Annotated in this window: 20 protein-coding genes and 1 tRNA gene; 12 read left to right on the top strand and 9 right to left on the bottom strand. The window is 31.2% G+C overall.

The genetic code is table 11. From position 1 onward, the window contains the following. Positions 1-230: 230 nt before the first annotated feature. The gene (locus tag ACULEV_RS13485) at positions 231-1181 is read right to left on the bottom strand and encodes a hypothetical protein (protein WP_445455570.1); all 951 of its coding nucleotides are present in this window, start codon (positions 1179-1181) and stop codon (positions 231-233) included. 359 nt (positions 1182-1540) lie between these two features. On the opposite strand from ACULEV_RS13485, the gene ACULEV_RS13480 reads away from it, so the two are divergent. After that, on the top strand, positions 1541-2188 hold the full coding sequence (locus ACULEV_RS13480; RefSeq protein ID WP_445455569.1) for a response regulator: 648 nt from the start codon (positions 1541-1543) through the stop codon (positions 2186-2188). A 90-nt stretch (positions 2189-2278) separates the two neighbouring features. Further along, a tRNA-Arg gene (locus tag ACULEV_RS13475) sits at positions 2279-2352 on the top strand. Positions 2353-2574: 222 nt separating this feature from the next. Here ACULEV_RS13475 and ACULEV_RS13470 read toward each other — a convergent pair. Next, positions 2575-2769: a hypothetical protein gene (locus ACULEV_RS13470; protein ID WP_445455568.1), complete on the bottom strand. Its 195-nt coding sequence runs from the start codon at positions 2767-2769 to the stop codon at positions 2575-2577. Between the two features lie 428 nt (positions 2770-3197). Here ACULEV_RS13470 and ACULEV_RS13465 point away from each other — a divergent pair, with 428 nt between their 5' ends. The 10 genes from ACULEV_RS13465 (at position 3198) to ACULEV_RS13420 (ending at position 13446) form a co-directional block, all read left to right on the top strand. Beyond that, positions 3198-6680 (top strand): DUF6443 domain-containing protein, encoded by a 3483-nt coding sequence (locus tag ACULEV_RS13465; RefSeq protein WP_445455567.1) that lies wholly within the window; start codon positions 3198-3200, stop codon positions 6678-6680. Between the two features lie 12 nt (positions 6681-6692). Then, positions 6693-7226: a hypothetical protein gene (locus ACULEV_RS13460; protein WP_445455566.1), complete on the top strand. Its 534-nt coding sequence runs from the start codon at positions 6693-6695 to the stop codon at positions 7224-7226. 213 nt (positions 7227-7439) lie between these two features. Next, positions 7440-7574: a hypothetical protein gene (locus tag ACULEV_RS13455; protein WP_445455565.1), complete on the top strand. Its 135-nt coding sequence runs from the start codon at positions 7440-7442 to the stop codon at positions 7572-7574. Beyond that, positions 7571-7792, top strand: a complete 222-nt coding sequence (locus tag ACULEV_RS13450) for a hypothetical protein (RefSeq protein WP_445455564.1) — start codon at positions 7571-7573, stop codon at positions 7790-7792. The genes ACULEV_RS13455 and ACULEV_RS13450 overlap by 4 nt, the downstream gene beginning before the upstream one ends. Before the next feature lie 800 nt (positions 7793-8592). Next, positions 8593-9231, top strand: coding sequence for a hypothetical protein (locus ACULEV_RS13445; protein WP_445455563.1), 639 nt, complete (start codon positions 8593-8595; stop codon positions 9229-9231). Positions 9232-9375: 144 nt separating this feature from the next. Further along, a complete protein-coding gene (locus ACULEV_RS13440) occupies positions 9376-10110 on the top strand; it encodes a hypothetical protein (protein WP_445455562.1) in 735 nt (244 codons plus the stop codon). 159 nt (positions 10111-10269) lie between these two features. Next, positions 10270-10803 (top strand): hypothetical protein, encoded by a 534-nt coding sequence (locus ACULEV_RS13435; protein WP_445455561.1) that lies wholly within the window; start codon positions 10270-10272, stop codon positions 10801-10803. 116 nt (positions 10804-10919) lie between these two features. Further along, positions 10920-11552: a hypothetical protein gene (locus tag ACULEV_RS13430; protein ID WP_445455560.1), complete on the top strand. Its 633-nt coding sequence runs from the start codon at positions 10920-10922 to the stop codon at positions 11550-11552. 175 nt (positions 11553-11727) lie between these two features. Further along, a complete protein-coding gene (locus ACULEV_RS13425; RefSeq protein WP_445455559.1) occupies positions 11728-12252 on the top strand; it encodes a hypothetical protein in 525 nt (174 codons plus the stop codon). 597 nt (positions 12253-12849) lie between these two features. Continuing rightward, complete coding sequence (locus ACULEV_RS13420; RefSeq protein ID WP_445455558.1) at positions 12850-13446, top strand: class I SAM-dependent methyltransferase; 597 nt, start codon at positions 12850-12852, stop codon at positions 13444-13446. 128 nt (positions 13447-13574) lie between these two features. Here ACULEV_RS13420 and ACULEV_RS13415 read toward each other — a convergent pair whose 3' ends face one another. The 7 genes from ACULEV_RS13415 to ACULEV_RS13385 form a co-directional block, all read right to left on the bottom strand. After that, complete coding sequence (locus ACULEV_RS13415; protein WP_445455557.1) at positions 13575-15539, bottom strand: eCIS core domain-containing protein; 1965 nt, start codon at positions 15537-15539, stop codon at positions 13575-13577. Positions 15540-15547: 8 nt separating this feature from the next. Next, on the bottom strand, positions 15548-16579 hold the full coding sequence (locus ACULEV_RS13410; RefSeq protein WP_445455556.1) for a hypothetical protein: 1032 nt from the start codon (positions 16577-16579) through the stop codon (positions 15548-15550). Between the two features lie 90 nt (positions 16580-16669). Further along, the gene (locus tag ACULEV_RS13405; RefSeq protein ID WP_445455555.1) at positions 16670-17086 is read right to left on the bottom strand and encodes a hypothetical protein; all 417 of its coding nucleotides are present in this window, start codon (positions 17084-17086) and stop codon (positions 16670-16672) included. Positions 17087-17178: 92 nt separating this feature from the next. Beyond that, entirely contained in the window at positions 17179-18264 is a 1086-nt protein-coding gene (locus ACULEV_RS13400) for an eCIS core domain-containing protein (RefSeq protein ID WP_445455554.1), read from the bottom strand. Between the two features lie 17 nt (positions 18265-18281). Then, on the bottom strand, positions 18282-19163 hold the full coding sequence (locus ACULEV_RS13395) for a glycoside hydrolase family 25 protein (protein ID WP_445455553.1): 882 nt from the start codon (positions 19161-19163) through the stop codon (positions 18282-18284). A 6-nt stretch (positions 19164-19169) separates the two neighbouring features. Further along, a complete protein-coding gene (locus tag ACULEV_RS13390; RefSeq protein WP_445455552.1) occupies positions 19170-20522 on the bottom strand; it encodes an ATP-binding protein in 1353 nt (450 codons plus the stop codon). Beyond that, complete coding sequence (locus ACULEV_RS13385; RefSeq protein ID WP_445455551.1) at positions 20512-21429, bottom strand: hypothetical protein; 918 nt, start codon at positions 21427-21429, stop codon at positions 20512-20514. The genes ACULEV_RS13390 and ACULEV_RS13385 overlap by 11 nt, the downstream gene beginning before the upstream one ends. Positions 21430-21452 lie beyond the last annotated feature (23 nt).

Raw genomic sequence — 21452 nt, 5'->3', positions numbered from 1 at the left:
ACTCTTAGGTAACTTATTGAGTCAGTTGCCAGCAAGAATTTTATAATCTGATTCTAAAGTTACTTTTACTATGAACTCTGGACCTAGAACATTTTGAAAAAAACCAAAAAGAGTAAAAGAATATTTTTTTTGGCTACGATGAAATTCTGCCGAAAAGTCTAGTAGTCATCAAAAAAAAGGTTGTCAAATGTAAAAAACACTTGACAACCTTTTTAATGTAATAAATGGATTTATGGGTAAAGGGACATAGTGCCATTAGCTACCATATTACTGCCAAGTCCTGAGAAGCTAACAGTAAAATTACTGCTGTTAAAACTCAAAGAACCTACAGGTGTACAAAGTCCTAATGCATATTGGATTTTTCCATATGAGCCACTATTTTTTATGATTTTGCTTTCACTTTTTGCTTTTCCTAAAGTAATAGTTCCCCAATCACTTCTATCGGTGTTGCTAACTGTTGATCCTGAGTAATATATTGTAATTTTAGCACCCATTGTACCTCTTTTTGATCCCCAAAGCCAATTTGCTGTCCAAGTAAGACTTCTCCATTTAGAAGCCGCTCTTCCTTGTGAATCATTTTCAACATTCTCTTCAATTTGTTGTTTCCCCATAATTACTAATCCTCCTATGATATTGTCCCAAACAATTCCATTTGCTCTGTAAAAACAGAAAGATTTGTATTGTTTGTTGTTAATTTGCCAACTAATTTCCATGACTTGATCCTCTAGTTTTAATTCACTGGTAGCAACCTCAGTGATACTTTTTTGTATCTCCAGTAATTCATTGCCTGAGTAGAGGTCTTTTAATTGTCCGCTTACTATAGATGCAGGTTCGGTTATATCTCCAAGCGCAGCTATGCTCTCTTTACTGCTTAATAGTTCTTTTGATAAATTTAATGCTTCCGTTGTTTTAACTGTTCCTAAAACAGTAACCCCTAAAATTTCGATACTGTTGTCTGTGTAGGTCAATAGGTTTGCCTTGCTGCTGTTAAGTTGTTCTTTTACAGCCTCTGGAAGTTCTTGAGAAGTAGGAGTCAGCAAGATTGCTCTAAAATTTTCGATTGATTGTGCAGTTTGATCTTGAGCTGAATCAATTTCCACACTTTCTTTTTCACAACTCGCAAAAGTTAATGCGACTAAAGCCAATACTAAGTTGAGCTTGTTTAAAAATAAGTTTTTCATTTGTTTGAATGTTTTTAATTTGTTCTTGTAAAATTCAAATTATATACTAACAAATAAAATAGTATTAAACCATGATTTTATCTCGTGGTATTCCATGATACAGTTTGGTTATTGCAATCAAAAATGGTTTTTAAATTATTTGAAGCTATTTTATTGCGAGGTTGAAGAAGTGTTCTTTCTTTATAAAATGTAAAAAAAATCAGTAAGTATTTAAGATTATATTTAGTACATTTGAGAGGTCGTTTAATGCAGAATGGAAAAAATTCAGCAATTAAAGGATACTACAGTTTTCTTGGGTAATTACTGCTATTTTTTTAATTAATCTTTTATTTTTTTAGGATATGATATTATCTAAAACGATGCAGCCAAGAAAGCTAAAAACCTTATTAGTAGATGACCATATGTTGTTTTTAGATGGGCTAGAGTCCATTTTACAGTCTTATGAAGAATTGGAACTCTTGCCTTCAGTAACAAAAGGGAAGGAAGCTTTAGAAATTATCTCAAATAACACAGTCGATTTTATAATAACCGATTTAAACCTGCCAGATATTAATGGTGTAGATTTAATACTTAAAATAAAAAAAGAGAAACCTCAAATCCCTATACTTGTTTTAAGCATGAATTGCGACAGGAGAGATGTAAAAAGTATTTTAAACGCTGAATCAGAAGGTTTTATATTGAAGATTTCAGGTAAAAAAGAATTATGGAAGGCCATAAACAAAATTATTAATGGAGGTACCTATTATAGCAGTGAAATTACCTCTATTATGATAGAAATCTTAAAGAATAAGTCGGTCAATAAACACAACATTAATTTAACAACAAGAGAGATTGAAATATTAGATTTAATCTGTAAAGAATATTCTAATAAAGAGATTTCCGAAAAATTATTTATCAGTATAAGTACAATAGAAACACATCGCAGCAGTATGTTTTGTAAAACAGGATCAAAAAACGTAGTGGGCTTAGTACGTTATGCGGTAGAAAACGAACTGGTGGTTTGGTAGATTAAAAAAATCTTACAGTAAAAAGAATACATTTTAAAATTATAGTAGCATTGCTATAGATAAATTGGTATTTTTGCGATCGCATTATAAGGCCTCGTAGTTCAACTGGATAGAATGACGGATTTCGGCTCCGTTGGTTGCAGGTTCGAACCCTGCCGAGGTCACATAGAAAATAAAAATTAGAAGTAGGGAGTTTGATTTCAGAAAATTGGCATACTATTTAGCCATAAGTAATAGCTGAACACTTCATTAAAACTAGATACTTTTTATATTCAAACCACTTCCCCAAGCTTGTCCTCCTGAAAGGATTTCATTTGAAACACTATATTATTTTAATTTTACATCAATGGATTAAAAATCAAGTTGTTATATTCTTTCAGAACGAACTACTGAATAACAATCTCGTTTTCTTCTTTTACTATAAATTCAGCCATTCCTTTGTATATTTTGACTGTACCTATAATACAAACGGTTTTATCTTTTAGATATTCATGAGGTTTATAGCTAAAATTAACCAAATCTTTTTCAAAAATAACCACAACAAAAGTTTGGTTGGGATGAGGTTTACCAAAATTAAGCATAGTAGTGTTTGACTTTGTAATGAAAGTACTTTGCTCTTTAACATACTTTTCAATTACTAATAATTCCTATTATATACGTTATAAAGACGCTATATACACGCTATATATACGTTATAAACATTACTTTGACTCGTTCTAAAATGACTAATGACCCGTCCTTGACAATATAAAAAACAGCTTTTATTATTAGAACACCTATTAAATAACAAAAAGCCTGTTAAGGCTTTATTTTACTGGATTTTTAAAAGTGAGTACGTATTTATACGTATATGATTTTTGTTTCTTTATACGTAAAAATACGTACAAGAAAATAATCTTATCAGTATAAATACGCACTAAAAAATACGTATAAATACGTATTGTGAGTATAAAAAGCTTAGTTTAAATTTGCAGAACTAATAAAAACAAACAAAATAGCGATTAGAAAAATGAGAAAATTACTACTTCTATTAATCCTAACTCCAATTGTATTATTTTCCCAAAGTCCTGACCAGAATTACATAAAAACCATAACCTATAAAAAACCAACCACATCAGGAAATATAGATGTTACAAATCCTGCTAATGCTATTATACACATAACCTACTTTGATGGATTAGGTCGTCCAATTCAACAAATAGCACACAAACAATCCAATTCTGGTAAGGATATAGTAACCCATATAGAATACGATAGTTTTGGTAGACAAACCAAAGACTATTTACCTTATGCCAATCAAACCCCATCTTTAGATTATACCAATCCAGCAACAGTAGCCACTCAACTAAGTAGTTTTTACAGCACTCATAACGGAGGTACAACCAATCCTTATAGCGAAAAAGAACTAGAAGCATCACCACTAAGCCGAGTATTCAAGCAAGCAGCACCAGGAGATGCGTGGGCAATGGGCAGTGGAAAAGAAATAAAATTTGATTATCAAACCAATGAGGAAAATGAAGTAAAATTATTCAAAGCAACCACCACTTGGGATGCTACTACACAATTGTATGATATTGCAATCAGCAGTCCGCAACCATACTACAACCCAAGTCAACTCTACAAAACCATTACCAAAGACGAAAACTGGACATCAGGACTAAACAACACCACCGAAGAATTCAAAGACAAAGAAGGAAAAATAGTTCTAAAAAGAACCTATAATGTTAATCACAAAGGCAATACAGAAGCCTACGACACTTACTATGTGTATGATATATATGGAAATTTAACTTACGTTTTGCCACCTTTAGCAGAAGGAGTTGGAACACAAGCTAATCTTGATAATTTAGGTTACCAATACAAATATGATTACAGAAATCGTCTAGTAGAAAAGAAACTACCAGGCAAACAATGGGAATTTATCATCTATGACAAACTAGATAGACCAGTAGCCACAGGACCAGCATTTTCCCCTTATGGAGGCACAGCGACAGGTTGGCTAATTAACCAATATGATGTATTTGGAAGAGTTATCCAAACAGGATGGAAACAAATGCCAGCAACAGCAAGTGATAGAGCAACCCACCAAAGTAGTGTTACCGCTGGAAACAATCCATTTGTTTTAAGTGCCAATGATATTTTGACTAAGAGTTATTACGATAATTATAGTTTTCCAAATGCTCCACAAGTTCCAGCACAAATTGAAGGGCAAAATACAACTACCAATCTAAAAGGAATGCGAACACCAACAGGTACATGGACAAAAGTACTAGATGCAAGCAACCCAAACGCATTTGAATTATCATATACCCTATATGACGACCGTTACAGACCAGTAAGAACCTATACCAGTAACCATTTAGGAGGTTATACCCAAGTAGACAGCAAACTAGATTGGATAGGAAAAACAGAATATACTATAACTACACATAAATACAATACAAATTCAACAGTACTAACAGTTAAAGACATCTTTGAATATACCGACCAAGACCGTTTAAACTTACACAAACAACAAATTAATGGAGGAACCGAACAATTAATTGCAAAAAATAATTATGACGAACTAGGGCAATTAATTAGTAAAAACATTGGAGGAACAGATGTAACAGGAGCTTCTGGATTACAAACCGTAGATTACAGTTACAATGTAAGAGGTTGGCTTAAAAACATAAACGATGTCAACAATATAGGAAACGATTTATTTTCATTTAAAATAAATTATAACGACCCTGAAAATGCCACAGCCTTATACAACGGAAACATTTCAGAAACCTTTTGGAACACTTCAAGTGATAATATTAAAAGAAAATACGAATATTCATACGATAATTTAAACAGACTTTTAAAAGCTGATTATGTAAAGGCAGGAAACACCAATTTCAATTCTTATTTAGAACAACTTACTTATGATAAAAACGGTAACATACAAAGTTTATTAAGAAACGGAGATAGAGATACAGACGGAAGTCAGCTAGTAAATGAAATTGACAATCTGATTTATACTTATGATACTAACATTAAAAACCAGTTATTAAAAGTAGTAGACAATTCCATTTCACCACAAGGATTTAAAGATGATACAGACAGCAATAATCCTAATGATATAAATAATGATTATTTGTATGATGCCAATGGGAATATGACAAAAGACGAAAATAAAGGCATTACAAATATAGAATACAACCATTTAAACTTGCCAACAAAAATACTTGTTGGAACAAATACAATTGAATACCTTTACAATGCAACAGGACAAAAAGTTTCAAAAATAGTAACAGAAGCAAGTATAGTAAATAAAACAGACTATTTAGCTGGTGGGTTTCAGTACAAAAATAATGTGTTACAATTTTTCTCCCATCCCGAAGGCTATGTAAATGTTATAGATTCACAAGGAGTAAGTAATTTTAACTATGTATTTAATTATACCGACCATTTAGGAAACATTCGTTTAAGTTATGGAGTTGACCCTTCCAATGGAACATTAAAAACAATAGAGGAAAATCATTATTACCCTTTTGGATTAAAACACACCAATTACAACAGTGATTTACTACTATACACAAAAGGAACAAGTGGAAGCATTACACTTAAAAAACAGGCTCCTAGTGTTTTACCAAATTATTTTTTTAAGTTTCTTGGGCAAGAACGTCAAAATGAGCTAGGACTAAATTGGGATACATTTAGACATAGAAATTACGATTACGCAATAGGTAGATTTATGGGAATTGACCCTATTTCGGAAGAATATTTCACTTTAACAAATTATCAATTTGCTCATAATAACCCCGTATGGAAAATTGAAATAGAAGGACTTGAAGGAACACCTTCAAATAAAGCCGTTGATGTTGTTAATAATGAACCTGTACAAGTTTACCATTATGAAGTTAATGGTAAAAAAATGATAATGGAAGTCTATGTTACTGATAATCTCTCTAATATAGATAGAAATTTTAATGATAACAATGAGTATGTAGATGGTAATGGTAATGCTGGAAATATGGTAACATATGATCCATTTTTTGAGCCAGGTAAAGGGGTTTTTAATGTTGATGCTACAGACGGTATGTTAATTGCGCATGATATTTATCAAGCATATGACTTAGCAAGTGGTGTAGGTGCTTTTGCAGTTGCAGGTAAAAAACTTCTTAAGGAGGGTATTGGAGAGGCTATAAAAAAGATACCAAATCCTTTTGGAAAAAAAGGTGGTAAAGCACATCAAGAAAAAGTAACAGAAAGTATTGAAAAGCTTAAAGAAGAAGGTTTTGATCTTATAGAGACAGAGGTTATGGTTAAAACTCCTAATGGTAGTAAAGGAAAAAGATTTATCGATGCAAGAGGTACAAATTCTAAAACAGGTAAAACAAAAGATGTTCAAGTTGGTAGAAAGAACAAAAAAAGAGGTGACCCAGTTTCAAGAGAAAGAAAAGCATTAGATGATATAGAAGCTACTACAGGAAATAGACCTGATTTTGTGCCTTATAATGAATAAATAATATATGAAATGAAATCAAAGCAAATAAATTTTTATATTGTTCCAAAAGATTTTAATTTAATTAACGATTTTTTAAAAAAAAATCAGTGTTCTATTTATGTTAATAATTATATAATTAAAAAAAAGAATCCTATTTATAAACTTCCAAATCAGGAAGAAGAAATCTTTCAAGTCTATCTGAGTTCAGATAAGTTTGAAAATGAAATTCATATAATAGAAAAAGGAGAAATGAGTTACTTTGATGTTTTTAAAAGTAATTTTGTAGAATTTACTTTAGGTGGTTTTTATCCGTATGATGAAACATTATTACAAAGAGCAAGGTTATATGTAATAACGGATTATTATGGTAATGATTATTTGATTACTAAAGACACTGTGTTTATTGAATGGAGCAATAAGTTGATAAAAGATTTTAAAAAAGAATTTTTAAAAAGATTTGAAGAAGATAAATCGGTGTTATATTCAAAAAATGCAATAGAATGGATTAAAGAAAACCAAGCAATTTATATAAACGCTGGTAATCAATGGAAGTCTAAAAAATAAAATTATATAAAATTAAGTACTTTTGTATTATTTTAAAGATAAAAAGTCACAACAAAACCACATCTATTGTGGTTTTGTTAATATTCTGCAAAGAAAATCATAATCCTAAATTAAGCATAAATTTTGTCAAAAGAAGTTAAAGCTTACTTTTTGCTACTATATTAATTAATATTTGTTAGTAATGAATAACCCAGAAATACTTCGTAAATCAGGATGGTAGAAACTCAAACAAATACATTTCCAAACTATTTGATTAATAAGACGATACCAGAAATTAGTTATACAGATATTGAAATTGGAAATTATACTTTTTTTAATGCTTTTTTTATTGATGATTTAACACTATGAACAAACTAATAAAAACTTTATTATATTCCTTAATTATAATTGCAATAATTTTAATTATTGGTTATTTACTAAAAGAAAGAAGAGTAGTATATAATCAAGGAGCTACATATTATGTATTGAATTATTTTACCTTATCAAAATTCATATCAATAATTGTTATTGTGTTAATTACTCTTATAACCTTTATCAAAAAAATTATAAGAAAAAGAGAAGAATAAAAGTGTACTGAAATACTATAAGATATGTAGGAATAACTAGTCAGTTTGCAATTAGATAAACTACACATTTAAGAACAAAAGGTATATATATAGAAAAAAAATATTAGAAGGTTTGAGTAAAACTGATGCAAGAGCCGTTGAACAAGTTTTAATTGAACTGTATAAATTAGGAGGAAAACAAGGTCAAACGGGTCAATTATTAAATAAAATTAAATAGTAAAGATGGCAAAATCAGTTATTGTAAAAAAATTCTAAAGACCAATAGATATGTTATTCATCTTGAAAGAATCTCATTTTAAAGGCTGCAAAAATACACTAATCCTATAGTGCTACAAGTTCGTACAACTTTAAAACATGCTAAATCTGCGTGCTAAATTTAGCCTCAAAGAGAAAAAAATTAATTATAATCTGTTTAATTTGCGTTTGCTGTGTTTATTAATTGAATATTTCACTCAAAGAGACAAATATCAAAACCACAAACCGCAAAAAAAACACCCTTTACGGAAACCCGTAAAATAAACCCAAAAAAGCATTTTATTTTTACAAAAAGAAAACAAACAAAACACACCTTGAAAAACACTTTTTGAATCCTATTTTACCTTTTGTAAGTATTTATACTGATAAAAAAGCATGAAAAATACGTATAAATACGTATTGCAGGGTTGAAAAAAATGGTTTAGGTTTGTAAGAATAAAACGAAACAAATAGCGCATAGTCCTATAGAAATGGTTGTATATACGCTATAAAGTAGCGGATATACTAGTTAGGCACAATGCGGAAAAACATCAAATCAACAAAAATTGGGAGAAAAAAATTTAACTGATAGCATTGAAAAAGAAATCTTCAATACAACATCGGAATTAACTCAAGATTATACTGAACTTGCTTTAGACACATTAATGAATGAAGGTCTTTTAAGCGAAATTCCTATTGTCAAATCTTTGGTCTCATTTTATAAAATTTCATCTTCAATTGTTGACAGACATAATGTTAAGAAAATCTTGATTTTTCTAGAAGAGTTTCATTCAAAAGGTATTGATGAAAAAAAACTAAAAAGATTTAAAGAAAAATTTAACGAAAACACTAAACATCGAAATCACGTTTTAGAAACAATTTTATTGCTAAACGAAAAATTTATCGACACAGAAAAATCAAAAATATTAGCGAATTTATTTTCTGCACATATTGAAGAAAATTTGACTTGGGAAGAATTCTTTAAGTTGTCATTTATGTTGAGTATTCTGAATCCAGCTGGTTATAAATTTCTAGAAAAATCTGTTGACAAAAACTCAAATATCAGAATGAAAATGACTGAAACGATTGAGGGAGAAGCTTTACTTATGGCTTGCGGAATTGGAACAATGTTTGAACAACAATTTAAACCAACAAGAACAGCTATTAAACTGTATGAATACGGACTAAAACCTCTGAAAAAATAAGCAAAGTGCCTAACACCGTGTATAAAAAATTGCTAGTTTTAGCTAATACAAAGTTTGTTGCGTGTTTGCTGGCTTCCGATTACAAACACGCAACTTTCCATACATGAACACGTTACCAGTAATTTAAAAAAAATAGAAATTCAAATGAACTTTTTTCGTAAAATTAAAGACATAATTGATAGAAGAAAAGCGATTGATGAAATCTATGACGATATAAAAAATTTAGACGAAGTTTTATTAGAAAAGAGACTTGAGATTTTAAATGAAATTGCAACACCAAAGTTTTCTGAAATTGGACTAAACAATTGGAACGGAAAATATTTATGGTTTAGCGATTTTAATGAAGATGGACTTAAATTTGTCGTAGAATATAATGTTTTCAAAGGTTTCGGAGGTTCTTTCTCTTTTGGAATCTGTTACGATTTTATTCCAACTATCTCCTCTCAAAAGAAATTGACATATCATAGAACTGATAAGTCAACTAAAATCATTTATTATAAAAGATTGCAAGGTTGGCAAAAAAGCTATGAAAATAACAGTCCAATAAATCCAGACAAAATAAGTACTGTTAATGAAGAAAAATTCAGAAAAAGTTTAACTAATGTTGTTGAGAATAATATACCTAAACTAAAAAAATGGTTTGATGAAAATGAGACAATTGAACAAAATATAACAAGTCTATTAAGCGAAATAAAAAATCCACCTTATGAAATTGGAAGGTATATAATTTCATTTGAATATATACTTGGTTTTATAAATGCTAAAAAAAATAATTTTGATTTTGCTGAATTTTGGATAAATAAACATTTTGAAAACAGAAGTGATGAAGTCGGACAAAATTTAATATTAGATAAATTGAAAGCTCTGAAAAAAAGCTAATGGTAACAGCCATTACAACGAATTTGGGTATTTGGCTTAATGGAAAGATGGTCTTGTATTTTGGATGATTTGGCAAATCCGAAAACAGGACTTAATTTAGTCCCAAACTTGCTGTAGTGCCAAGACGTTAGCTGTAACCTTACACCCAACTTTTCGCAAATGAAATTAATTATTAGAAATAGCAATACTGTTTTAGAATCTGAAAAATTTGATATTATAATTCCTTGTGAAAATTCATCAAAACTAAACATTTCGTATGTTGATTTCGAGTTTGAAGAAAACTCAAATCCAAAATTATTTACAAAATTCTTCCTTAACGAAAATACTGACGAAATAACTGATTTTAATTTTTACCATATTGAAGATACTAATCTATTATTTTTCAGGTTTGTCTATCAATGGGGAATAATCGATTTAAAAACTAGAAAATTGAAAAGAAACATCACTGATATGTCTGTAGATTTTCCATTTTTTTACTTTCATGAAAATTGTATCTTAATTGTTGATGATTTATTTGCAGAAACTATAACACTTGATGGTTTTACAATTGATAGAATTGGAAACGAACAACCTCATGAAATAACAGAATTTAAAGATTATTTTGAGTTTGATATTATTGGAGTCGAGAAAAGAAAACTTATGAAAAAGACTACCACTAACAGCTACTATAACGGATTTGGGCAATTTGCCTAATCGAAAGTTGGTTTTGTATTTGGAAGTTTTGGCAAATCCGAAAATAGGGCTTAATTTAGTCCCAAACCCGCTGTGGTACCAGAACGTTATGCACAATTTTACACAATAAAACGTAAATGACAGAAAATAGAAACAAAGAACTTTCAAAATCTCTTATAGAAACTTTGACAAGTTCAAACTTACCGACAATAGGAAGCGATATTGCTGAAGTGACTATAGATTCCGTTCTAAAGGAAGGTGTTTTGAAAGATTTCCCAATTATCGGTTCGTTAGTTGGAATTTGGAAAACTGGAATAGCTGTGAATGATTATAGATTTTTAAATAAATTACTTCTATTTCTACAAGAATCATCAACTATCTCAAGTGTAAAAAGAGAAAACCTAATCCATAAATTAGAAGATGATAAATATCAATTAGAAGCTGGTGAAAAACTAATAGCCGTAATAGACAAATTAGAAACAGGTTCTAAGGCCAAACTCTTAGGCAAAGCGTTAGCCTTATTTGGTAATGATTTTATTTCTAATGATGAATTTTGGAGAGTATCTTTTATAATTGAAAGATTACCAATGGCAGACATCATTGCCTTAAAAAATTGGCGAAATACTGATTTAAACCAAGTTTTTGAAATAAGAAGACATTTATATCTTTCTGTTGGACTTGGTTGGTTTGTCCTTGATGCATCATCAACAGGATTTTGCTGGCAAGAAAGACTTTGCGAAATATTTGAACAGCATTTAATTGTACAATAAAAACTGTGCATAACAGTTACTACAACAGATTTGGGCAATTGGATTAAAGGGCATTTGGTTTTGTATTTGGGATGATTTGCCAAATTCGAAAATAGGGTTTAGTTTAGTTCCAAACCAGATGTAGTCCCAAAACTTTGGTAGTAATAATTCAGAACGAAAATCTTAAAAAGAACTTATGAATGAGAAAACCAAAAGAGGGGTATTAATATTATGCATTTTAGCAATTTTAGTTTTCTTGTTTTTCAAATTTAATGAGAGAATAAAATTGGTAGAATTGACTTCAATTAATGTTGAAACAGAAAACCAACTCGAAACTGAAAAAGTAATAGTTTATCAAGGTTATTATACAATAAATAGAAAAAATGATGCAGAAATGTTCGATAATGAATATGACCAAGTTGTGTTTGATGGAAACGGAACAGGTAAAATCAAAACGGATTACGGTGAAAATGATTTTTTAGTAACCTACGACAATAAATACTATTTTCAATTCAGGCAAATTTGCACAAACGATAATGATTATTACAAATACAATCTCAAAATTCTAAAGAAAGCCAACAAAATTCATTTAAAAGCAGACATAGATGGCGGAATGAAATTTGAAAGACAAATGAATTTGATAAGTGATGCGGAAAAATTGAGATGTAATAAAATCATAGATGATGAAAAAGGCCATTATAACGGACTGGAATTAGATTAAAATTACTACTATCAACAGCGGTAACTATTGCACAACTCCCAATTTTTTAAAATAATCTCTAAAAAAATAAAAATAAACTTTTGAAGTTGTGGTGATGAGTAATTAGTGACTAGTGATTAGTCTTTAGTTGGTGGGTAATTCTTATTGTTTTCCATCTTTGCTCTTTTCTCTTTCCTCTTTGCTCTTTGCTCTTTTTTTCTATTCTCTTTTTCACTCTTTTTTCGGGTTTGGTAGCAGTTTTGTTCGGAAGTTGTAGCGAAAAAGTGACTGTTTACCGCTAGTTGACCGAAGCGCTTCCGAACTGTCTCCGAACAAAGCCCTTAGAAAACTGCTTTAAACACGTCAAAACTGGTCAAAACCAGTCAGAATGTTTATTTTTTTGCATTTGGTAAGAAATTTGAAGAAAGTAAATTTAGCATACGAGATAGAATGGAGTAGGGCAAAGACAAGAACAGTAGGATTATGACAATTTAAAAAAAGGACTGCATTATTTATTAATAAGGAAAGATAAATGTTATAAGGAAACTCGTACTAGTTCACAATTCTTTTTCCTAATTTTGGGATAGGTCACATTTATTTGCAAACCAATTTTAAAATATGCTAGACAAGTTATACATACAAAAGTTTCATGAAGATAAGATTGAAAAATATGGTTCGGAAAGCCCACAAAGTTTAGCTTGGTTTTCTCAGGAAGACCAACTGAAGCGTTTTGAAATTTTGGCACAAATAGGAGATTTGAATACTAAATCTATTCTAGACATTGGTTGCGGTAATGGGGATTTGTGTTATTATCTATCCCAACATTTTAAGGATTTTTCCTATCATGGTATTGATATGATAGCTACTTTTTTAGACAATGCCATCGAAAAAAACAAAGATGTTCCCACTGCTACTTTTTATCTAGGCGATTTCATGCAAGGAAATTTACCAATAACAGATTATATTCTTGTTTCTGGTTCCCTAAATTATAAGAATAGTAATCCTGATTTTATTTTCAAAGCCATAACTCATTTATATGCCCATTGTAATATTGCTTTAGGGTTTAATTTGTTAAGTAAAACTCTAAATCCTAATGGAATTTTGATGGCTTATTCCCCTAAAACCATTACCGATTTTTGTAAAACACTTTCAGATAATGTTGTTGTAAAAGAGAATTATGTTGAAGGGGATTTTACGATGATGGTGTATAAATGATAGTGTTTTTACTGCTTTTGGGGAGGCTTACAAAAATTTGTATCTAAACAACCACAGACTTTACTTAACGACTTCACCCTCATTTAAAGTGGAGTTGAGGTTTAGACTACTTTATATTTTATTTGTGATTACTCTGCTTTATTTTTCTCTAGTGGATATCCATATTTTAATAACAAGCCTGTAGCTATTATGCCTCCTATAGCTACAGTAATACCTAGAGCCTTTAAGAAACTATATATAGGCCTATTCACTACAATTTGTTGTGGTGCTTGTACACGAGGAACAACTGTCCTTACTCGTGGAGGAGTAATTTTATTTAAATGTGGAGTTATCCAATTTATTCCATCCTGTATATGAATGCCCGGGTTCTCTTCTTTTTTCGCACCTCTGTATTTTACAGGATTAGCACTTGTGGTATGTCCATGTCTTATTGTTAACCCATGCTCTTCTCTAATCTCAGCCTCTGTAGGAATGCCTAGATTTAATTCTTCTAACTTACTCAGTTTAAAAGTATGCTTTTGACTTCCGCCAGAAAGTTTATTTAAAGTTGAAGTTACTTTTGTGTCTTTTGCTTTACTTGTTTCATTTTTAGAGGCAATGGTCATAAACTCTTCAACATCATCTTCATAATCACCAGGAACGGTTGCGTGTGGCGCACCAATACCTGGTTTCATACCAATGTAGGTACCTGCACCATAATGTGCAGCATGTACTAGCTCATGACCAACACCTATAAAGTTAGGTGATAGTATTTGATTTCCTTTCTCATCAAAATCAACCATACTTGCATCTTTTACTCCTGGTGCTATTTCAACACCAGCACCACTACCTTTGCCTCTAACAATTTTCTTGTTTTTCTTTTTTACTCCTTTTAATTTTATAGTAGCAGCCCCTTCATTAGTTGATGAAGCCTTTGCGCCAACATAAGGTGCCTCAGCATATCCAGGAGTACCCATTATTTTATATATAGGCGACATTACAAATTCTATTGTTTTTCCATCGGCATGCCCATCATTCAATGCTTTAAGTAAAGCTCTTCCCTTGGGACGAGAATATAATCGGGCTAAACTGGCAAATATTTCTATTTTAAATTTTTTCAATACCGTGTCTGGAAGATCTTTCATATCATCAACGGTATGTACTTTGTCTTTAATACTAAAGGCTCCATCACCATTTACTATATGCGCCCAAATACTATCCATCTCGTCTTTTTCATCTTTGTTATCTATCTTGTCTTTTGTCCACATGCTGTGACCTTCATTAACATTTGCATCTACCCAATATTTATGATTTTCCTGTACTTCATCAATAAGTTGAAACAAGCCTCTCCTATTCTTATTATAAGTATCTGTTTTATTTTCATCAAACCAAGCGTATAGTTTATGCTCTATTGTATCGAGTCGTTCAAGATTTTTATATACATTTTCTTTCGAATGATCTCCTCTTTTTTCTTCTTTATTAAATTTATCTATTGCCACTAATAAACTCGAACGAAATCCCTCATCAATTCCCCATTTGGGTTTTGTACCATCTATAATTGTTCTTCTGTTTAACTGTAATTGTATCGGATTTTTTTGTTTACCTACAAGTTGTGTTGTTGAACTTATGACTTCATTAGCTGGTTGAATAAGAGGGAACAGTCCACTATTTCTATTGTCTACCATCTGGATTGCTTTTTCGCCCATTACATCCGCCTCTTTTTCCAAACCATCCTCATCATTTACATTCACTTTGCCTTTCATCTGCAATGTTGGTTTTACTCTTCCTTGTTTTTGTTGTACTACATGCCAAGCTTCATGAGGTAAATGTTTTTCTTGTCCAGATGCAATATGTATATCTGTTCCCTGTGCATAAGCATGGGCATTGAGTTGTGCAGGTTTGTTGGAATTGTAATGCACTTTCACATCATCCATAGCATGACCAGAAAGATTTTCTATTCCGGATTTTAAGTTATTGGGTAAGCCTGTGTTGTTGATTTTTTTTTGTAAAATGGACGAAGGTCGGTTGTCTTGAAGGTATATTGCTTTAGTTTGAACGGTTTTTGGCGTCAAACTAGGTTGTTTATTTTTATTTATTTTGTTGTGGTGTTCCATTGTGTCTATTATTCTTTTTGTTTCACCATGTGACCTTCAACTAAAATGGGCAACTCTTTGTATTCATGGTTAAATTCGTCCCGATTAATGAGTACATAATTTTTAGTGTCGTTTTGTTGCATTTCTTCTTCAATGTGTTTTACATGATCAAATCCTATTTTCCAAACGCCTATTCGATCATGTGCAAAACTGGCTGCATTGTCCATTTCATAAGATCTTAATTTACTGGTGTCCATCCTCCTTGCACCACCTATTTTTGCAGCATACATATTGAGAATGTCAATATTAGAACCAAATACATTGAAGGAATTTAAGAATTTATCTAAAATTAATTGTTCAAGTGGTTTTGCTTTCCAGATTTCAGCCAATAAAAGAAATAACTTTACAGTCTCAGGAAGCAGTTTATTGATTTGTATTATAATGTTTGTAACAAATTTTGGGAGGGTTTTATATTCCTCATTATTCATATAGGCGACTGCTAATTTGTTTGCTTCAAGTGTATGGGTTTTGCAAGTAACCAACAAGGTTTGCAATTCACTTTTTAAACCTGCTAATTGTTCGATGGACAGTTTTTTTGTAGTCCATTCGTTCCAGCTTTCTTTAAACTCATTTTTGGCATCATCAACATATTGAATGCTTTCTGCTATTCTTAAATACAAGGCATCACCAATAATTCTTGGATCTTGGGCAGTGTCTTTTACCGCTTCTTCTTTGGATGATTTTGTTCCTCTAATTCGAAATTTATCTTCTGTCCAATATTTTCCACCGACTTCTCTTTCTGCTAAATCGATTTCTTGCTCTCGTCTCTGGTTACTTTCAGAATGATGTTCGCCAACTACATTTAGTTTTCCTGCTTCTAGTTTTTTGAGCTGAAACACGGATGGAGGAGGAGTCAAGTCTTTTTTTTGTAATTGTGTAATCTGCTTAGGTCTGTTGTCCACTAACTGAAAAGTAGATACGGCATTGCCTTGCTTTTTTGAAATAGCATTTGCAATGGATTGATTTTTATTATCTTGCGTAATGTTAGTGTGCGTATTCATACTTTTTTTTAGGTTTTAGTTTATTGCCTGCTGCATTTAAGGTTTTTTATAGGCATAAATTTATCCCGCGTTTTCAGAACTACACTTTGGTTAGTTTTCGACAGATCGTTGTATTGCACCAATAATTGCATTGGGAAGTTGATTTCTTAAAGAGTTTCTTACAGTACTGACTGGTAAAGTATGCATAGCATAAATAACCACGTCAAATCCAGCGTTTCCATTTAACTGGGCATGACCTCCATTTCCTCCTGGAATATTATCAATTGCTTCCTCTATCTCTTCTCGGGTTACACCATTAACAACAAGACGGAATGTATTTGAGCGAGCACCAACACGCTGTATGGTTGTTTCGTTGTTACTATTTTCATTAGCTTTTCTTTGGGTAGTTGTATTAGATCTATTATCTTCTAATTGAAAAGTAGATTTGCTGTTACTCTTTTTTTGAGTAACGATATTTGCTACTGATTGGCTTTTGTTTTCTTGGGTTTTGTGAGTGAAGATATTCATGAATTTATTGTTTTTAAGTTTAATATTTTTATTTTTTAAGAACAAAACCACTTTGTAGTTTGTAACTATAAGGTTAATGATCTAAGTTTTATTTAGTCTCTTACAATTTTAGCACTGTCTGTGATAGTCTTGTCATGTTTACATATATCACATCTATTTTTGTCAATAATCAATCGTCTGAATTTTTGCTTTCTTAATCTTGAAAGTGCTTTCTCTGCATGATTGATGTTGCTGTTTTTAGGACTTTTCTTTTTTTCAATAGTTAATTGTGCTTTTAAAACGCTAGCCAAATAGTTGGCATTTGCTCCTCCCATTTTAGTAACAACTTGATTTCCAGAACCTCCTATTCCTAAGGCAGTTGTATTTTGTGGACTATATTCTAAATTTAAATCTGCTAATATTTTTTGTAAATTATGAGCTTTAATAATATATTTTTTCCCTGATTTTCTTCCATCTTTTCTCATTTTTTTTCTTAGTTTTAAAACTCTTTCCATTTGTTTTGATGTTTTTTTAGGAACTCTTCCACTTTTAAACCCTCTTGCCAATGCTTTCTTATTTGCTCCGTCATTATCCTCCAATTCACTATCTATTTCTATATCACTGTCATTTCCTTCATCATTAGCTTTCTTTTTTTTACCTCTTTGAATTACAAAATTCTCGTGTAATTTTCTTTGCTTAATGCTTTTTTGTCTATTGTCAACAAAACCAATGCTTTGAGTTGAACTCGTTTCACTATCTTCTGGTTTCATCTGCAAAGCTTTCGCTCCCATTATATCAGCTTCGGTTTCTAGTCCTTTGTCGTCATTGATATTCACTTTTCCTTTCATTTGCATAGTCGGTTTGACTCTTCCTTGTTTTTGTTGGACTACGTGCCAAGCTTCATGAGGTAAATGTTTTTCTTGTCCAGAAGCAAGATGTATTTCAGAACCTTGTGCATAAGCATGGGCATTGAGTTGGGCGGGTTTATCGGAATTGTAATGTACTTTTACATCATCCATAGTATGACCAGAAAGGTTTTCTATTCCTGATTTTAAATTATCTGGTAAGCCTGTGTTGTTGGCTTTTTTTTGTATAATAGGTCGATTATCAGATAGCACTTTTCCTTCTTTCCCAATTGTATTAGCAACAGCTTGAGTTGTGTTGATTTTATTCTGTAAGATTCTGTCTTGCTTGTTCATAATAAAAAAATAAAGAGTTAGTTGGTGGTCTTATTTTTCACAATAGTATTTCGAATAAACTTTCTCAATTCTAATCGGTTCCCATTGAAAATATCAAAATCGAAATTGGTGTCTTGGAAAGAATAACTATCAGAACGTTGCCATATCATCCATTTATTATCCCATGCAGAAGGAATATTGTTAGCAGTAAGATCCTTTGTATAGGCAGCAATCCACAAGTGATATTTTGCAAAATCTGGAGTGTTTAAATATTTATCTCCTGTAGATTTATTAGTATAAATCATAGGAATACGACCTGTTATTTTTTCTACTTCCTTTAGAAAAAGCAGTATATTATTTTGGGCGGTTTTTAAATCACCACAATTGGTATCCATACTACTATTTTCTATATCCATTACTGGAGGTAAATGACTAATGTTTAAAAAATTATTTTCCATGATAATTTTTGAAAAATGTTGCGCTTGGTCTATAGGGTCAAACTCACAGAGATAAAAATGATAGGCTCCTCTTACTACCTTTTTTTCTTTAAGGATAGTGCAGTTGCTTTGGTAGGTTGGGTCTATATAGGTTGTTCCTTCCGTAGCTTTACAAATGACAAAATAAAGAGAGTCTTTTCTTTTATTTAAGGTGGTAATAAGGTCGCCTTGATAGTGTGAAATATCTAATCCATAAGTAACAGAATCTTTTAGCAATAAATTTTTGACTAAGCTTTTTGATTGCTTTCCAAGTGAGTCTTTAGACAAGGAATTATCAACCGCATTATTACAGTTTTTTTTAGTAGTATTTTTTGTTGGAATTTCTGTATTTAATTCCGATTTTAAGAAGGGTTTTATTTTTTCGGTATACGCCCATTCTACTAAAAACCATAAAGCAAGTGCTAATACTAAATTTTTTAACATGTTCAATTATTTTAAAAGTATGGTTTTGTTTTCTTTGCTGAATTCTCGTTTTATGCCTTTCAATAGCTCATTTTTCGTTACAACGGAGTCATTTCTACCAATTGCTGCTAAAGCACAATATCGTAATACGTTAATAATGGCACCTCCAGCCAACTCATAATCTTCTGCAATTTGGTATAAATCAATTTCTTCTGATAAAGAGCAAATACCTGAAAAAGCATTTTGCCATAATTGATAACGTTCTTCAGTTGTGGGCATATTAAAATGAATAATGGCTTGAAATCGTCGCGTAAAAGCTTCATCCATATTAGCTCTTAAATTAGAAGCCAGAATAACTACACCAGGGAAATCTTCAATGAGTTGTAGAAGATGAGCGGTTTGTTGGTTAGCATGTCTGTCATTTGAAGAGTTTGCTGCTGTTCGTTTACCAAATAAGGCATCTGCTTCATCAAAAAATAAAATCCATTCCTTATCTCGAGCAATATCAAACACTTTGGATAGATTTTTCTCAGTTTCCCCTATATATTTTGAAACAATCATAGAGAGATCAATACGATATACTTCTTTATGAGTAGCTTTCCCTAGAAGGGTAGCGGTTAATGATTTTCCAGTACCTGGAGGACCATAAAACAAAGCCCGATAGCCAGGTTTTATTTTGCTATTTAAGCCCCATTCATTTAAAAGAGTAGTACCGTGTTCTAACCAAGTAAGTATTTCGTTTATTTGTTCCATAACGATAGTATCAAGAACAATATCTTCCCAATTTAAAGGGCTAGTTATTTTTTGAGCTGGGAAAGAAGTACTTTGTGCTACACTAATTTTTTCATTGGTTATAAAATAATGAAACCAATTAGGATGTAAACTAAGAATTCCATTTAACTTAGGTATGAAATCATCCGTTTCGGCTAATTGTAATACATCTTCTTTGATGAGTATGTTTTCTTTACTAACTATTTTGTGTACTTCATTTCTTAGTTCTTTATGTGTAGCAGTGATAAGAAAAGCTAAGGTTTGACCCGTAGGAATAAAACCACTATGATTTTTGTCGATAACACCTCCAAATTCTGTAAAACCTCTATCATAGATTCCATTTTTTCCAAAGAAAATATCTAATAGTTCTGGTCTGAGATGTGGTGCTAGACAAAGTGCCATGGCTAAACGCTCATAGGTATTTAAATTCCATTTGTTCACCAATGAAGCATAAGTACTATTCTCCAATGTTAAATCGGGTAAGGGAATATCGTGCCAATCATTTTCATGTCCTTCTTGTAATAAATAACTACTAATGACTTGCTGTATTACTTTTTCAAGCCAATCGAGTTCCTCATGAAGAATTGTTATGTTAGTTTTAGGTTCCATAGTTGACAAAAAGTTTTTCAATATCATCTAAAGACGCATCTGCCCATTTAAAATAGAGTAGTGCTGTGTTTGGGTTGAGTTGATTACTAGGTAAAAGATCTAGAATGCTTATTTGTGCGTTGCTTAAAATGGCAGCCTCATGCTCGTGATTAGTATTCAGATTGTACTTATAAAAATCTTTTCCCCATTTATTTAGTAAGGTACGTTGGTAAATAAGTTCGTCTATAAATACTTGTACAGTTTCATTTTGTTCTACTAATTTTTTTGCCTTAAAAAAGCTAGGTTTTCTTTCTGGTTGTCTATTGTAGTATTCGATATCTTTCGACTGAATTGTTTTTGAAGAAGAATGCCCAAAAATGTCTACTAAACCAAAATTTTCTGTATCGATTGCAATTTCTAATTCTCCATTTTTTGAACCAGAAATAGCTAATGTCCAATCTGAAGTACTTGCTGTTTCTGTAATTAAATAAAGTTCTCTGAAGGAAAAATAAGTTTGTGTAAGTTTGATTATTAATTCATTTTGTAACTCACTCCAATTTTTTATTTTGACCGCTTCGGGTTCATTACTTGTAAAAAAGAAACTACCACTGGATTCAAAAGCTAGAATTTGTTTGCTAAACTCAAATATTCCATCAATAGCATTATTTCCTGTTCCTCTACCAGAATAAGGTTTGGTAACACCTTCACTAAACTTCCAAGAATCTGTATTTAATTTGATAGCATGTTCAAAATCTACATTTTTTGTATCTACAATTTGCGAACTAAAAATATTTCCAAGAAGAATCATTTCTCCATTAATGATATGGAAAAAGTCTCCAGGAAATAGCGTTTTGTTTAACGGTTTTGAAGGAATATAACTGGTTCTTGAATAGAACGTTCTATAAAATTTCTTGTAAATACTATTCATGTTTTCTCTTTTTAGGGAAATTT

The organism is Flavobacterium sp. HNIBRBA15423, assembly GCF_052655965.1.
This window is presented reverse-complemented; position numbering and strand designations above follow the sequence as displayed.